At 45.3% G+C, this 14,864-nt stretch carries 15 protein-coding genes; 3 read left to right on the top strand and 12 right to left on the bottom strand.

Annotated elements, in window-relative coordinates:
- Positions 1-44: 44 nt before the first annotated feature.
- Positions 45-1,871 carry an ABC transporter substrate-binding protein gene (locus MHB49_RS25925; RefSeq protein ID WP_405153519.1) on the top strand — a complete coding sequence of 609 codons (1,827 nt, stop codon included), beginning with the start codon at positions 45-47 and terminating at the stop codon, positions 1,869-1,871.
- A 90-nt stretch (positions 1,872-1,961) separates the two neighbouring features.
- Here the strand turns inward: MHB49_RS25925 and MHB49_RS25930 are convergent, their stop codons facing one another.
- Entirely contained in the window at positions 1,962-2,441 is a 480-nt protein-coding gene (locus tag MHB49_RS25930; RefSeq protein ID WP_405153520.1) for a hypothetical protein, read from the bottom strand.
- A gap of 188 nt (positions 2,442-2,629) precedes the next feature.
- Here MHB49_RS25930 and MHB49_RS25935 point away from each other — a divergent pair, with 188 nt between their 5' ends.
- The gene (locus tag MHB49_RS25935; RefSeq protein WP_247898830.1) at positions 2,630-2,830 is read left to right on the top strand and encodes a hypothetical protein; all 201 of its coding nucleotides are present in this window, start codon (positions 2,630-2,632) and stop codon (positions 2,828-2,830) included.
- 103 nt (positions 2,831-2,933) lie between these two features.
- On the opposite strand, the gene MHB49_RS25940 is transcribed toward MHB49_RS25935, so the two are convergent.
- From MHB49_RS25940 to MHB49_RS25970, 7 genes are all read right to left on the bottom strand, one after another.
- Positions 2,934-3,539 (bottom strand): ankyrin repeat domain-containing protein, encoded by a 606-nt coding sequence (locus MHB49_RS25940; protein WP_405153521.1) that lies wholly within the window; start codon positions 3,537-3,539, stop codon positions 2,934-2,936.
- A 13-nt stretch (positions 3,540-3,552) separates the two neighbouring features.
- Positions 3,553-5,058, bottom strand: a complete 1,506-nt coding sequence (locus tag MHB49_RS25945) for an S-layer homology domain-containing protein (protein WP_405153522.1) — start codon at positions 5,056-5,058, stop codon at positions 3,553-3,555.
- Positions 5,059-5,177: 119 nt separating this feature from the next.
- A complete protein-coding gene (locus tag MHB49_RS25950; RefSeq protein ID WP_405153523.1) occupies positions 5,178-5,870 on the bottom strand; it encodes a response regulator transcription factor in 693 nt (230 codons plus the stop codon).
- A gap of 20 nt (positions 5,871-5,890) precedes the next feature.
- Positions 5,891-7,348, bottom strand: a complete 1,458-nt coding sequence (locus MHB49_RS25955; protein WP_405153524.1) for an ATP-binding protein — start codon at positions 7,346-7,348, stop codon at positions 5,891-5,893.
- Between the two features lie 255 nt (positions 7,349-7,603).
- Positions 7,604-8,341: a cyclase family protein gene (locus tag MHB49_RS25960; protein ID WP_247898834.1), complete on the bottom strand. Its 738-nt coding sequence runs from the start codon at positions 8,339-8,341 to the stop codon at positions 7,604-7,606.
- Positions 8,342-8,423: 82 nt separating this feature from the next.
- A complete protein-coding gene (locus MHB49_RS25965) occupies positions 8,424-9,053 on the bottom strand; it encodes a type 1 glutamine amidotransferase family protein (RefSeq protein ID WP_405153525.1) in 630 nt (209 codons plus the stop codon).
- Between the two features lie 102 nt (positions 9,054-9,155).
- On the bottom strand, positions 9,156-10,082 hold the full coding sequence (locus MHB49_RS25970; protein ID WP_405153526.1) for an NADP-dependent oxidoreductase: 927 nt from the start codon (positions 10,080-10,082) through the stop codon (positions 9,156-9,158).
- 180 nt (positions 10,083-10,262) lie between these two features.
- Between MHB49_RS25970 and MHB49_RS25975 the strand changes: the two genes are divergently transcribed.
- The gene (locus tag MHB49_RS25975) at positions 10,263-11,141 is read left to right on the top strand and encodes a PhzF family phenazine biosynthesis protein (protein ID WP_405153527.1); all 879 of its coding nucleotides are present in this window, start codon (positions 10,263-10,265) and stop codon (positions 11,139-11,141) included.
- A gap of 63 nt (positions 11,142-11,204) precedes the next feature.
- Here MHB49_RS25975 and MHB49_RS25980 read toward each other — a convergent pair whose 3' ends face one another.
- The 4 genes from MHB49_RS25980 to MHB49_RS25995 all read right to left on the bottom strand — a co-directional run bounded on the left by MHB49_RS25980 (position 11,205) and on the right by MHB49_RS25995 (position 14,654).
- Entirely contained in the window at positions 11,205-12,152 is a 948-nt protein-coding gene (locus MHB49_RS25980; protein ID WP_405153528.1) for an alpha/beta hydrolase, read from the bottom strand.
- 323 nt (positions 12,153-12,475) lie between these two features.
- Complete coding sequence (locus MHB49_RS25985) at positions 12,476-13,681, bottom strand: cation:proton antiporter (RefSeq protein ID WP_405153529.1); 1,206 nt, start codon at positions 13,679-13,681, stop codon at positions 12,476-12,478.
- 3 nt (positions 13,682-13,684) lie between these two features.
- Positions 13,685-14,191, bottom strand: coding sequence for a cation:proton antiporter regulatory subunit (locus tag MHB49_RS25990; RefSeq protein WP_113053601.1), 507 nt, complete (start codon positions 14,189-14,191; stop codon positions 13,685-13,687).
- Positions 14,181-14,654 (bottom strand): GreA/GreB family elongation factor, encoded by a 474-nt coding sequence (locus tag MHB49_RS25995; RefSeq protein WP_111618621.1) that lies wholly within the window; start codon positions 14,652-14,654, stop codon positions 14,181-14,183. Before MHB49_RS25995 ends, MHB49_RS25990 begins: the two co-directional genes overlap by 11 nt.
- Between the last annotated feature and the right edge of the window lie 210 nt (positions 14,655-14,864).

A 14,864-nucleotide genomic window follows, 5' to 3' on the forward strand; every position in this document is an offset into this window, starting at 1 on the left:
CAATTTGGATTTCATTGATTATGAACTTATCTGGAGGTATTTTCATGAAAAAACGTACGTTGATCGCACTATTATTGATTCTCGTCCTTGTGGTCTCCGGTTGCAGTGTGAAGACCAAGTCAGAGTCCCAGCCTGAAACCGCACCATCGGATACAACAGAAAACACGCAAAACCAAAAACCGGTAGACATCGAATTACTGGCTCAGAGCTCTTCCGAAAATGACGTGAACATTATCCGGGACCAGCTCACCAAGAATGGCTTCAATGTTAAGCTGAACCTGCAGCCAGATTATGGCAGCTACAAATCCCAGCAGGATGCAGGCAATTATGACATTGCGCTGTCCAGTTGGACAACGGTAACCGGGAATCCGGATTACGCAGTTCGTTCACTCTTCAAAACAGGCGGAGATTACAGCATTCTGGCTGATGAGCAAATCGATAAACTTATTGATCAGGCCGCTTCCCAAACTCCGGAAGAATACAAGGATACGTATAAACAATTGGAGGACCGCTTGGTCACCGATCAAGCCTATATCGCTCCACTGTACATTTCCCTGAAAAGTCAGGCTGTGAACAAAGACATTCTCAATGTAGACACCGTTCGCTTATCCAAATCCCGCGCCATGGCGTGGGAACCTATTGAATTCAAAGATAGCTCCAAAAATACAAAAGAACCATTAATTCTGACACAAACCGCCTCCGTCCTGACTTCCCTTGACCCAATCAAAGGAAATGACGGTTCCATCAACCAACTGAACACAAATATGTATGTACGTCTCGTTAACCTGACAGATGACGATCAGCTTACAGCAGAGGGATCACTCTCCCACAATTTCAGCATTGCTGAGGGGAACTCGGAATATTATTTCATTCTCAGAGACGATATCAACTTTGCGAAAATTGATAATAAAAAAGCAGTAGATACGGGAGAACGTGTCGGTGCAGATGACGTCATCTTCTCGCTCGATCGCGCCAAAAACAAAGATTCCGTACCGGATCACCGGACATACAGCCTTCACGAACATATTAAGGAAGCCGAGTTGGTAACGGATCTGGGGGCCTTGGAATCCGTTCAGCAATCCAGTGGCAGCGGCACGGTTAAAGACGCATTGGAGCAAGGGCTTGGTACCAAAATTACGGAACTGGTCACGGACAAAAACAAAGCCGATAACGCTGCCGGGAAGTATCAAGTTGTGAAACTCACAACAACCGAACCTTTCCCGCAAGTATTGAACTATCTGGCTCACCAATCTGCTGGCATTGTGTCCAAAAAGCAGGTTGAGAGCATCAATACGTATGATGTAGCTTCGTTTGACGTGAATAAAGACATTCCTTACGGCGATCAGAATACTGTGACTGAAGGTGCTGCGTACAACAACACCCTGTATGCCAGCGGCCCATATATCTTGGCATATAAAAATGATTACGAAGGTGTATTCTATCAGAATCCTGGCTACCGTAAAGGCTCCGAATATGCACCCAAAATCTCTCAGGTGAATGTTCGGTTCATCTCCGATGCTGACAGTGCGCTGTCTGCTCTTCGCAGTAGCGAAATCCACTTATACTACGGGGTACCTGAAACGAAGTATGACATCATCAAAGGTGACAGCAAATTGCAATTGCAGAGCATTCCGAGCAATGCGGTTTCCTATCTGCTGTTTAACACAGCCAATCGGGAAGTTGCCAAGAGTAGTGACCTGAGAAAAGCCGTACTGTACTCCATCAATCAGGATGACATTTTGCAGTTCTACAAAAACAACAAACTTAAGGCGTACTCTACAGTAAGTCCACTCGTGCAGACCGGGAATGAACTGAAGTCCGATCCGGCAAAAGTGAAAGAATTTTTGAGCGCCTACCAGGCTTCCAAGTAACAATAAATATAAACGGCTGTCACACGGATCACTCAAGATCCCGTGGCAGCCGTTTCATATAATAAGGATTAGTATTTTATATTGAACAGTCTACCTCGCATATCTTCGCTGTACATCAGGCATCAGAGTGACAATCTGAATACCGACTCCCCAAGCAAAATAGACCAGATGGATAACAGATACATGCTGGATCCAGTATACCTGTGCCATAATCCAGATAATCAGAGCAAATCCTGTATATAAGGAAAAAGTCCACCCCCAATATTGATTCGAATAGGGATTCAGTTTTTCACCTATTTCCCAGTGAGTGCGACGAAAGAGTGAAATGGCAATAATCGCCGGCATAACGCCAAGAACCAACAACAGTATAATTCCCGGTATCAAAAAACTGCCAAACGGGGAATGTTCCAACAATGATTTCGGCATCTGAACAAGATTTCCCGATGGATCGATAATGAGTGCTCCTCCTCCAAAGATCGCACCAATGCTCAGTAACCCTTGCATGATAATGATTGCCCATGATCTTCCTGGTACACATTCACGCTTCATTCCATCACCACCAGTCCTCATCGTCACCCTCCATAACATAGTTTTATCGATTTCACCGAAAATTCTATTTCATTTTCACATATGGAGAAGGTTGAAACCTGTGCTCTTTCTCACTAAAAATCAACCCAAATAAATCGATTATGGTAAAACTTGATAAAAGAACGTACGTTCGGTATAATAGGGATATACTTAATGAGCGAGAGGCAGATATGGACGACAAATTTATTAAGGAACTACGCGAGATTAGTCGGGATGACAGACGAAGATCCGAATTTATGATCCAAGGCATGAAGGAAACATTGCAGGGAAGAAAAGAAGAAAATATATTCAAGCGCTGGATTCGGCGTAAGAAGACAGAGAAGAAAATTTCACAACGATTCAATCAGGATCCCTCTTCGGATCAAAAGTAACCACATAAAAAGGAGGCGGAATACGCCTCCTTTATTATTTATATGAATGCCTATTAGTCTAGAAGTTGTATTAATAGGATACATGCAAAATAAAAATGATATATTATTTCGCACCAGCCTGGACCAAAATTTCTTCGATTTCCTTGAAGCCTTTATTCTTAGCATGAATCAGCGGTGACACACCGTCACGATCTGAAAGGTTTACGTCTGCTCCATGATCAATGAGTAGTTGAATCGTCTCCTTCTGCCCTTTATTGCCATCGTTTAAAATGATTGCTTCCAGTAGTGCTGTCCACCCCAGTTGATTAACATGGTTCACATTTACTGAGGTTTGGGTCAGAAGTTCTCGTACCACATCAACGTATCCGTGCTCCGAAGCCGGAATAAGTGCAGTCCCTCCATATCGATTCGTTATCGATGGGTCCGCTTCCGCCTCAATCAACACTTGGAATGATGCCAGATCATTGTTGTATGTTGCAATCATGGCAGCTGTTCTTCCGCTCTGATCCTGAGCATTGATATTGGCGCCCTCTTGAATCCATTTTTCAATACTTTCGGTGTCTTTTTCCAGAGCTGCCTTTAGTAGCTGTTCATCCGATGAAGTCGATATCTTTTCCTCCACCTTCGAGTCATTGTTCACTTCAGGCACACAGCCTTGAAAGACAAAAATACTGCTTATCAGGATAATTATCATCAGCGACTTATTCATACTGCCTCCCTTACTACAGTGTCACTGTTACCGAAGAAGCGACACTCCAATCTCCAACTGGACTTATCGTATAGGTCGTGCCTGGGATTAACTTGCCATCATTAACAAGGTCGAATACGCCCGTGGCGCCTTTCCGGCTTGAATATTTATATGTAGCTGTCAGAACGTCACCGTTAGGTGATATTAATGTCACACTTCGACCGGAGAACAGTTCATCTCCAGGATCTTGCGCCAGCGTAACTTCAATTGAAGTTTCACTCACAGCTTGGGCACTCGCCACCTCCAACGAATCAAACGACCTTGCGGTGAATGAAGCGTTATTGATGTTCGCCCAGTCAGAAGAAACCGTATATGTCACACCGGTTTGCAATGTTTGTCCTTCAGGTAAACGGAACTTCGGTTCTTGTTTGCCATCTGTCGATTGCGTGAACGGAACATATTTGGCAACGATGGGCTCGCCACCTTCTGGTGTAATCACGACTTGTCTCGCCTGCATGGAGGAGATAATTTGATACGTTTTGCCTCCTGCTTGTTCTTGGTCATTCAACACAAACGCATTGGCCCCTCGACCACCGCTGTAGGCCGAAATGATATAACCATAATCCACTACACCGTTCTCTTGTAATGCTTCAATCTCGAACGTATCATTCGTTATTTGACTCGCAGTTGTCATACTTAATTTCGTGCCACTGCCTTCAAAGGTACGCGCATCTTGGCCTTTAAAAGTCAGGCTATATACTTCACCTGCACGTTGAACGGAAGTTGGAACGATGTAGGTCGCGATGGACCCTGTTTTCAGACGAGGCATGTTGGTCAACGTCAACCCACCACTAAGCGCAAAATCGGTTTTGGCCTTGGCAAATACTTCATCCGCTGCTGTCAGCGGTTTGTCGAACGTGACAATTAACGTAATGGCATTCAGCGATCTAACACTCTGGATTTGAGCCTGCTCCGAAGGAATAGCCTGGTGGGCCGTTTGCAACAGAACCGCTGCTTCCCCGCGTGTGGTCGAACCGTTCTCGGAATAGAACGTACTCATCCAATGGTGAACGGATTTCACGTCACGCTGCATCGCTTTGGATACGACCTGTTCGAGTTCTGCATCCGTCACTTGACTGTGTGGATTGAATTGTCCGTTATTCGCCTGCATAATGCCAAGTTCAACGAGCTTTGATGCATACGGTGCATACCACGCGTCAGGATTAACGTCCGTTAATTCAACGCTTTCTCCCTTCTTCTCCTCCAAATTAAACGTTTTGAATACCAGTGATGCTAATTCTGCGCGGGTAATGGCTCTATGTTCACCCATGGATTGATCGGCATACCCATTCATGATTCCCAAGCTGTTCAATTCCTTGATGGCAGCCTCAATCTGCAGGTCGGTAAGCTGTGTCGCTGTATCTGCAACGTTAGAAGCGTATGTAGCTGCTTGTACGTGATTGGTAGTTAGCGGGAATACTGCTGTGCTTAATGCAGTTATCGTTAAAAATGTAGCCATTTTTCGGGTTATCGGATTCATATTTGAATTCCTCCTCTATAGGTTGAAATTGCCTGTATCTATAGAATAGAGGACAAAAAGAAACTCCCAAGGACAAAAATATGAAAAAACTATAAACTGAATCTAATTTTTCTCGAAACTTATACGGTGAACCGGTAACCCGCACCCCAGACAGTTTCAATATACTCCGGATTTTTGGGATCTGCCTCCAGCTTCCCACGCAGTTTGCGAATATGGACGGTAACCGTCGCAATATCTCCGCTGGAATCCATGCTCCAGATCCGCTCGAACAGATCGGATTTGCTGAATACACGGTTCGGATGACTCGCAAGAAATACGAGTAGATCGAATTCCTTGGTTGTAATGGCTACCTCTTCGCCATTAGCAAAAACGCGGCGCGCTCCCTTATCGATATGAAGCCCGCGAATATGGATTTCATCCTGTTCGGCTGGTTTGCTTTTGCCAAGCAGTCTCTCATATCGGTTCAAATGAGCCTTCGCTCTTGCAACCAACTCACTTGGGCTGAACGGCTTAGTAATAAAATCATCAACACCCAAATTGAACGTTCTAATCTTATCGATCTCCTCTTTCTTCGCAGAGACGACAAGGATCGGCACCTCCTTCACCTCGCGAATGCGCCTGCAACATTCGAAGCCATCCAGTCCCGGAAGCATAAGATCAACAATAATCAGATTGTAATTCCCTTCCAGAGCAAGCATTAGCCCTTCATCCCCGTTATGGCAGAGCTCCACAGAAAACCCGTTGAGTTCAAAATAGTCCCGTTCCAATTCCGCTATCGTTGTTTCGTCCTCAATAATCAAAATGTTTGTCATTACCAATTAGTCCCCCCTCTTCATTTCAGCCGTTTTAGTTTGATATAAATGATCGTGCCGTCATCGGGTTTACTCTCCGCCCAAATGCAGCCTCCGTGTCCATCGATGATTTGGCGGGCAATCGCCAGCCCCAAACCACTTCCGCCTGTTGAGGAATTGCGAGATTGCTCTGCCCGATAAAAGCGTTCAAATATATAAGGCAGCGCCTCTTTCGGTATTCCACTGCCATTATCTTTAAAGGCTACCGTAGTCCATTCTTCATCTGCTTGAAGTGTAATCCCGAATCGTTTTGGTTCATTCTCCATATATTTGAGTGCATTATCCACTATATTGACAACGGTGCGTTTTAATTTATCCAGATCTACCGAAGCCATGACCGGACCAGATACCCGATTATCCCAATCCAAAGCTACCCCTTTATCCTCCAGATCGTACCTCAGTTCTTCAATGCTATCTTCCAGAAAATCAACAAGATCTACCACTTTGAACAGGAAGGGTTCCTGATTCAGATCAAGCTTTGAATACAAAAACAGTTCATCCACCAACTTATCCATGCTAACTGCTTTGGAGTGAATGATATTGACGTACGTCTCCATTTTTTCCGGAGTATTGGCCACTCCATCACGAATCCCCTCAATATAACCTTTAATATTGGTGATCGGTGTGCGGAGGTCATGCGAAATGTTGGAGATGAGCTCTCTGCGATTCGCTTCGTCTTGCTGACGTAACTCATTGGAGCGCTGCAATTGATTTCGCATGCTCTCGAATGCGTCGCTGAGTTGTCCAACCTCATCATTGGAGCTGACTTGAAGCTTGAAGGAAAGATTCCCATCCTTAATATGTTCGGCTGAACTCCGAAGTTGATTCAATGGCTTAATAAAGCTGCGAGTGATCCAGCGGAATAAGAGCAGGTTCGCGATGATGAGGACACCGATGAGCAGAAGTGACATCACAGGCAGCAGCTTGCGAGTAAGTTCAGCGAAAGGACTTCTCTCACGAATGACGAAGATACTCCCCCGTTCCCCATCTGAATATTGAAAATCAAATTTTGCATATGCATAGAATCGCTCACCGATGTTGAAGGTGCTGCGAATCTGATAATTGTTAAGATCATAGGCAGGCAGTGCCTGCTTCAGTTCTGGCTGGTTGAAGGTCAGCGATTCGAAGATCTGGCTACTCTCTCGTCTGATGTAGAGCCCTGATTTCTCGGCTCGAAGCTTCATGTCGTACTCGCGCAGCAAAACCTTGTTCTGCAGCTCATCCGGATCATTTTTGGCCAGAAACTTCATCTCTTGAAAGATCGCTTCTCCCTGTTCCGTAAGCGGGTTGACCTGATAATGTACTTTGTAAATATCACGAAACCCCTGCAGATCGCCTGTTGCAGCAATCGTATACAGACTCGCCGTAAGCAGGATGAACAGCAGACTTATGACGAGCATTCCCGTGAAGGACAGCAACATTTTTATTCGAATGGACATGGTATCCCCTTCTCAATCATGCTATTGGGTTAGTTTAGTGCACATGTTAACACAAGATTGAGCCTAATGCCCATATCAATTTGGGTATTTCCAATCTGCTCTGCCTGAACGCAAGAGAAACCCAAGGTCGTATAAATGACCTGGGTTTCTCGACAATTAGAGGAGTAATACGCCTCTTTTGTTATTTACATATACGAATCAATCGGAAAGAACTGCGTGTGAGTCAATTACCATATACCTATGGTCAACCTTATTTTACGGTAAAATGGCAAATGAACGCACTGGAAAGCCGGACGCCTTTTCCGCCTTGGGAACGATGTTGAAGATCACCGCACCTTTGGCCGGTACCTGATCCAGATTTGTTAACAGCTCTACCTGATATGTATCTTGGGCAAGTACATAATACTCTGCCAGAAGTGATCCGTTCTTTTGATAATCCACGGCTGAATCGGTGTCGAAGGTTTCATGGCCAATCGCCTGTATTTTTCTTTCTTCGAATAAAAACATTAGCGCACTGACCGACCATCCGGGTGCATGACTGTTGCCCTCAGCATCCTTGTTGTCGAATGCTTCATGACTGGGCCAGCGTTTGCTCCAATCGGTACGCAGTGCAACAAAGCTGCCAGGTTCGATAACACCATGCTCTTTTTCAAACTCAAGAATATGCTCGACATCGAGCGTGAAATCCGGATTGCTCTCTACAGCCTCAGATTGATCAATGACAACCAGCGGTAGCACAAGCTCCTTCAAGCCCAGTTCATCGAGATACCGGGTATCCCGCACAAAGTGGATCGGCGCATCCAGATGCGTACCATATTGACCCGGAAACCTGAAACTCTGGGCAAAGAAACCTTGATCGTGATTAAACAACGTATCGAATGACGCCGCATCAAAAGCTGAGAAATGCGGAGATTCCGGTCCAAACGTATGGGTCAGATCCACCCACTTCTTTTCTTTTAATAATTGAATTGCTTGAATGAGCTCATTGGACATCCGAATCACCTCATACATAGAATGGAATAAATTGTTACTATTATATCTTATTCCACTCCATGCGAACATATCGAAATGTCAGCTATTTAATCGAATTCATTAACTCGAAGAAGTATTTCGGTTCATGAGTCTGATATAGATTGAACCACGAATCTAAAGTCTCCGGAGTAAATACATCCAGCACCTTCAATACTTGCATCGCAAATTCCAACGGGGCTATGCCCGATGCTGTAACTAAATTATCATCCGTTACGGCCGATACCATTTCATAGTATTTTTCTCCAACGTAATGAGGACAAATCATTTTCAAATATTCCAGATCATTGCTTGTATGCCTTCTGGCGTCCAGCAATCCTATCCTCGCAAGTCCAACGGTTGCACCACATATTGCCGCAACAACATGACCTTTTTCCAAAGATGTCGAAGCTTTTTTCAATATAGGCTCATGAATGGATTCCATCCAAGTATTTCCCCCTGGAAGAATCAACACATCTGTACTTTCCAACATACACTCGTCAACTGAAATGCGAGGTAATATTTCCAATCCTCCCATGGTAGTCACCGGATTTTGATCAACACCCACGGAAACCACTTCTATCGGTGCAAGTCCTTTTTTAAAATACCTTCCCGAGTTTAGTTCAGCAATTAAATAACCTACCTCCCAGTCTGACATCGTATCAAATACATAAAGATATGCTTTTTTGGTATGCATAGTGCACTTCCCTTCTAGTCGATACCTCTAGTATAAAAAAACTTCACTGACATCTTCCGTCAGTAAAGTTTTTAAATTTGAAATATTAGTGGTAATTCTCATCTATTCTACTCGTATGACCAGTTTCCCGCGTGTGTGATGGGTTTCGCTTTTTTCGTGTGCTTCACGCAGTCCTTGTTCACTCAAGGGGTATGTCTCATCAATGATGGGTCTCAGCTTGCCCTCAGCAGCGAGCTCAGCCAGCTGATCGAGTTGGTTCCCTTTGGGTTCCATCATGAACACGTTGGCCGTTACACCAGCTTCCTTAGCCAGCTTTTCATCTGGTTGTTCCACAAGCGATACCAGATGCCCGCCGGCCTTTAATACCTTGAAGCTGTTACGCTGAATGTCGCCACCCATCGTGTCCAGCACGACATCATAATCGGAGAGAATCTCCGAGAAGTCTTCTTTTTTATAATTGATAAAATGGTCCACTCCCAGCGAACGAAGCAATTCCTCATTCGACTCACTTGCGGTGGAAGCTACTTCAGCACCAAGATATTTGGCAATCTGAATGGCATAGGTCCCTACACCGCCTGCTCCGGCGTGAATGAGAACCTTCTGCCCTTTGGCAAGTCGCCCATGGTCAATAAGTGCCTGCCAGGCTGTCATGGCTGCCAGTGGTATGGCTGCTGCTTCCTCAAAGCTCAAATTTTCCGGAATGCGGGCAATGATGTCCGCATCCACGGCCACATATTCTGCATAGGTCCCGAAATGACGAGGACGGGCAAATACGCGATCTCCCGCTCTGAACCTTGCGACATTCGAACCCGCTTCAGTCACCGTACCGGCAGCATCCCCGCCCAATATAAGTGGAAAAGAATCCGCTGCCTCTTTCATATGGCCTTGTCTGACTTTGAAATCCACCGGGTTCACAGAAGTAGCATGAATGCGGATTAACACCTGATTCACTCCACATGCCGGCTTGGGCATTTCCTTTTCCTTCAATTGTTCCGCTCCGCCGAACTTTTCAATCACAATGGCTTTCATTAGAGATCCCAGCCTTTCTATAGCATTATCGTTATACCCTCCTTCTTCATTACCCTTCCCGGACGTTCACTTGACCTATACTCACGAATTAGCAGCAGGTTTTGGATTCTTAATCCAGATCAGGAATCGTGATATAATGTAGAGCTATTGAACCTAATAACGAACAAGCGAGGTAGCGATGTGGAAATTGAAGTAAGTACTTTACATGCATTTTCGGATAAGCCTTTAGGCGGAAATCCCGCAGGAGTTGTTTTGCAAGCAGGACACTTGTCCGACTCCCAGATGCAGGAGATTGCCAGACAAGTTGGATTCTCAGAAACGGCGTTTGTTATGCCATCGGATCAGGCTGATTTCAAAGTTCGTTACTTTACCCCCAACGATGAAGTTAATCTATGTGGGCATGCAACGGTTGCGCTATTTTATCTGATGGAGGCAAAACAGCTCGTTGATATTGGTACATACACACTGGAGACATTGGCTGGAATTCTTAAAGTAGTTATCGAAGCAAATGGTGAAGTATATCTGTCTCAGACGTTGCCGGAGTTTGGAGAGATCGTGGACCGACAGCAGATTGCCGATTCTTTGCATATTCCTTTACATGATTTACACGCCGAATTACCTGTACAGATCGTATCTACCGGACTACCCGATATCTTGATAGCCGTCAAACATGTTGATGTTCTGGCAAAAATCGTTCCTGACTTCCAGCTTATCACTAAAATATGCAAGGCTCATCATGTCATAGGTTATCACGTGTTTGCATTAGAACCAGATGCAGAGAACACTCTGGCAGAATGTCGTAATTTTGCACCTCTTTACGATATACCGGAAGAGAGTGCAACAGGTACATCCAATGGGGCATTGCTATGTTACCTGCATAAGTATCAGCAACTTCCAACTCCTCATGATCAGACTTATACGATTAAACAAGGATATACCATGAACCGGCCCTCAGAGATCCTAGCCAGATTAACTCTGGGCAGTTCCAATGAAGTCACACAGATTCAGGTCGGCGGTGTCGCAGTTCAGATAGAAAACATCCAAATTCACCTCCCTTAAGCAGAAGGTGTTTCAGTACTTATAATACGAATACCTGTCTCATCTGAAGATTTTTCATGACCTTTATAATTGAATCTTATGTAAAAATCGTAACACGGCTTCTTCCAATTGATTCAGCCCTGGCTGTTCTATAGGGAAGTGGCCTGCTCCTTCCAACACTACGCATTCCTTTTCCACCTTCAATCGATCAAAAAAAGATTGGCTGAACCGTAATGGTGTCATCGGGTCCAGTTCGGGGTGAACCAGCAGTACGGGACATTGATCAAACTGTTCCGGGGTTACCTCTGGCTTCTTATCCAGGAATGTTCTTAATAGTTCCAACGGGACACGCGTCGCTGCCGCCTGTGGATCATTCATAATAAGTCGGGTTAAATCCGGATTATTGGTAATCAGCTTCATACGTGATACTTGCTTCACAGAGATCCGTATATGATCCAGTAAAGCCGGAAACTGATCCATCATACGTTTGCCCCATCGGCTAATAAGACGGTTCGGTGCAAGCTGGTCACGCATATCAGCATCACTCGTGTCCACAAATGTTGTTACGATCAAGCCCTGTACGTGCTCACTTCGTGCACTCGTGTGATAGGCCAGCATGCCTCCAATGCTGCTTCCCAACGCCACGATCGGTTTGCCGTCTTTCCTATATTCCCGATCAGCGAGTGAAACAAGCAGCTTAATCCATAGTTCATAGTTGACATGTGTCCCGGACAACGGATAGCTCAGCCCATACGGCGGAAGATCTGGCGATACTACCTCATAGCCTCGGAGCTGCAACATTCGAGCATAAGGAGCGAGCAACCTGCCATTGCCTCCGGCTCCGTGGATGAACAGAATTTTGATCGGCGACTCGGGCGCGGGCAACCGATCGATGTGCAGATGAACCCCGTTTGATTCCCACCACTCCTCTTCAGGATTCGCATGGTCTCCTAGCCTGAATTCTTCCGGGAAAAAGGCTTGATACTGTTTCCAGTAATGATGTGTTGAATGATATGAAGACAGATTATCCATGATGTTCATTCTCCTCTTGTCATAGATGAGTCCCCTTCAGATTGCATGAGCATCATCTTATATAACCAAAAAAAGCCGTGCATTCCGTGACTTTCATTAAGATACATCTATAAGTATACTTCTTTGTATAACAGCCTTCATACATCTGTCAATAAAATGGATAGTACATTCCCCGGTCCAGGTAAAATAAACGCCACACCAAGGAGAGAATTACTACTCCAAGCAGTGTGGCGTGTACGGTTTATCAGTGGATTAAGATTCAATATGTGTTTGCATCTGTGTACTAACCTATGCTGTAAAGACGTGGCAAACAGATGCACAATTCATCCCGTCTCTTTCCCCCTCATTCTTTTCCTCAAGCGAGCATATTGATTGTAGATCCATGGTGATTCTTTCGTCAGAATCGGGCCAAGCACTGCCAAAATCAATACATATAACACGGCAAAGGACTGAATGGATGCCATCAGGCCTCCTGCCTTGCCGATGTTCGCCATGATAATGGAGAACTCCCCGCGGGACACGAGCGTAAAGCCCACGTTCAGAGAAGCCTTCGGTGTCATCCCGGAGAGTCTGCCAGCGATTATGCCCGCACCATAGTTGCTGGCGATGGTGAGAATCACGGCAATGACGGTCATTCCAACGGCACCCCCGAGGGATGAAGGTTCAATGGTCAGGCCAAAGCCGAAGAAGAAAATGGCACCAAAGAAATCCTTAAACGGCATGATCTGATGCTCAATTCGGCTGGCATGTCTCGATTCCCCAAGAACCAGCCCCATCATCAGAGCCCCAATCGCCTCGGCTACATGTAAGGTTTCCGAGAAACCCGCCACCAGAAAGAGAAGTGTCATAACCGTAAGCAGAAACAACTCGGATGATTTAATGTTGAGTGCCTTGTCGATATACTTGATGCATTTCCTGCCTATAATCAAAAATAGAACAATAAACAGCAGCGCAGACAGGGATACAAGAAAGACGCTGAGGAATGAGGTAGCGCCGCTCAGTACAAGCCCTGTCAGGATTGAGATATGAATGGCGATGAACAGATCATCAAACATAATCATGCCCATAATAATCTCCGTCTCGGGGTTGGCTGTGCGCTTCAGATCTACGAGCACTTTAGCCACAATCGCTGTGGAAGAACTCGTCATAATGCCACAGACCACCAACGTTTCCTTGAGCGGAAGTTCCATAAACCAACCCAGCAGCAGACCGGAAGCAAAATTTAGTCCAACGTAGAACATGCCTCCAGTCAGAATGGCTTTGCCCGACTTCAATAGACGGGATACCGAGAATTCAAGCCCCAGATAAAAAAGTAAAAACAGAATGCCAAGCCTGCCCATAAATTCAATAAATGACGAGCTTTCGATAAAACGCAGATCCACAATGCCAATCTGTGGTGCATGCGGTCCAACAGCCATGCCAATCAGGATATAGAAAGGTATAACCGAAAATCGTAATCGTGCAGATATTAGCCCCGTAAGTGTAATCAGCGCAACGGCAATTCCCACTTCGAATATGAGCATATCCATAGGCTAGAGCCGTCCATTGGATAATAATTGTTTTAACAGTTTAATCTGATCCCGTTCACCAGCGACAACAACCGTAGCCCCCGCAGTAAAAGTATAATCCGGACCTGGATTAAACTGTTTCGTCCTGTTCTTCTCCACCACAGCCAGAATAACTGCTCCTGTTGCCTGGCGAATATTCAGTTCTCCGATCGTTCTTCCTATGCTCTCTGAATGAGGCTCAATACGGAGCCATTCAATTAACAGTCCCTCCAGCATCACTTCACGCTCATCCTGAAAGGTTGGTTTGTACGTCATACCACCGACGATAGCCGCAACCGCACGTGCCTCATCATCATCCAGTGTGACTAGTGACACCATGTCTCCCAGTTCTTCAGGCGAATCGCCTGATTCCATGTGAAACAGATCACGACGCTCATCATTATGGATGACAATGACCAGATGCTCACCGCTTCGTGTGTGCAGCCAATATTTGCGTCCAATTCCCGGCAAATCCGTCTCTTTAAAGTGCATGATCTGCACCCCCAGTGGACATCCGGTTCAAAGAGTCATTGTTTAACGCAATATCCGTAATGCGTACTCGCATGGAGCCAGCCGGTATATTAATCGATCTCACTTCTCCCTTGAGTCCAAGCAATAATTGCCGTCCCACAGGGGAGAGAAAGGAAATATGCCCCGCGTCCGGGTCCGCATCATCCGGCATAACAATGGTGAACGAATCAGCTGTATGAAAGTCAACGTATTCAAAACGGATCAAGCTACCGATAAGTACCACCGAGTCCAGAGCTTCATCCGAACCGAGGAGCAGCTTCTCCACACACGTTGTATAGGTGGCAAGCAGCCGTTCCATCTGCGAACGTTCCGGATCACGCACGTCAAAATAGGCGTCGAGAAATGTTCTTTTCTCTTCACCGAATATAATGAGCTGGTTCACCAGCATTTCTCTGCAATTTTGAAAGGAGGACCTATGGTTCATAATAGATCTCACCTCCTATACAAGCCTTGTTCTCCATGTTGATTCGCATGTTTTTCTTCATCATGTTGTTCTCCTCCTTCATATAGATAAAAAAACCACGGATCCCGCGGTCTTATTACCATCTTACCAAAACAAATTTTTTAATCCAGTATATTCGGTTAACTTCACGTTATATAGCGCTTAAAGGAATGTTCAGCGTGTCTTCAATAT

The organism is Paenibacillus sp. FSL K6-0108 (genome assembly GCF_045040695.1).
GTDB classification, from domain to species: domain Bacteria; phylum Bacillota; class Bacilli; order Paenibacillales; family Paenibacillaceae; genus Paenibacillus; species Paenibacillus pabuli_B.

Bases quoted from the DNA above. Each gene is read 5' to 3' on its own strand.
- MHB49_RS25925 (WP_405153519.1), top strand. From the start codon at position 45: ATGAAAAAACGTACGTTGATCGCACTATTATTGATTCTCGTCCTTGTG.
- MHB49_RS25930 (WP_405153520.1), bottom strand. From the start codon at position 2,441: ATGAGGACTGGTGGTGATGGAATGAAGCGTGAATGTGTACCAGGAAGA.
- MHB49_RS25935 (WP_247898830.1), top strand. From the start codon at position 2,630: ATGGACGACAAATTTATTAAGGAACTACGCGAGATTAGTCGGGATGAC.
- MHB49_RS25940 (WP_405153521.1), bottom strand. From the start codon at position 3,539: ATGAATAAGTCGCTGATGATAATTATCCTGATAAGCAGTATTTTTGTC.
- MHB49_RS25945 (WP_405153522.1), bottom strand. From the start codon at position 5,058: ATGAATCCGATAACCCGAAAAATGGCTACATTTTTAACGATAACTGCA.
- MHB49_RS25950 (WP_405153523.1), bottom strand. From the start codon at position 5,870: ATGACAAACATTTTGATTATTGAGGACGAAACAACGATAGCGGAATTG.
- MHB49_RS25955 (WP_405153524.1), bottom strand. From the start codon at position 7,348: ATGTCCATTCGAATAAAAATGTTGCTGTCCTTCACGGGAATGCTCGTC.
- MHB49_RS25960 (WP_247898834.1), bottom strand. From the start codon at position 8,341: ATGTCCAATGAGCTCATTCAAGCAATTCAATTATTAAAAGAAAAGAAG.
- MHB49_RS25965 (WP_405153525.1), bottom strand. From the start codon at position 9,053: ATGCATACCAAAAAAGCATATCTTTATGTATTTGATACGATGTCAGAC.
- MHB49_RS25970 (WP_405153526.1), bottom strand. From the start codon at position 10,082: ATGAAAGCCATTGTGATTGAAAAGTTCGGCGGAGCGGAACAATTGAAG.
- MHB49_RS25980 (WP_405153528.1), bottom strand. From the start codon at position 12,152: ATGGATAATCTGTCTTCATATCATTCAACACATCATTACTGGAAACAG.
- MHB49_RS25985 (WP_405153529.1), bottom strand. From the start codon at position 13,681: ATGGATATGCTCATATTCGAAGTGGGAATTGCCGTTGCGCTGATTACA.
- MHB49_RS25990 (WP_113053601.1), bottom strand. From the start codon at position 14,191: ATGCACTTTAAAGAGACGGATTTGCCGGGAATTGGACGCAAATATTGG.
- MHB49_RS25995 (WP_111618621.1), bottom strand. From the start codon at position 14,654: ATGAACCATAGGTCCTCCTTTCAAAATTGCAGAGAAATGCTGGTGAAC.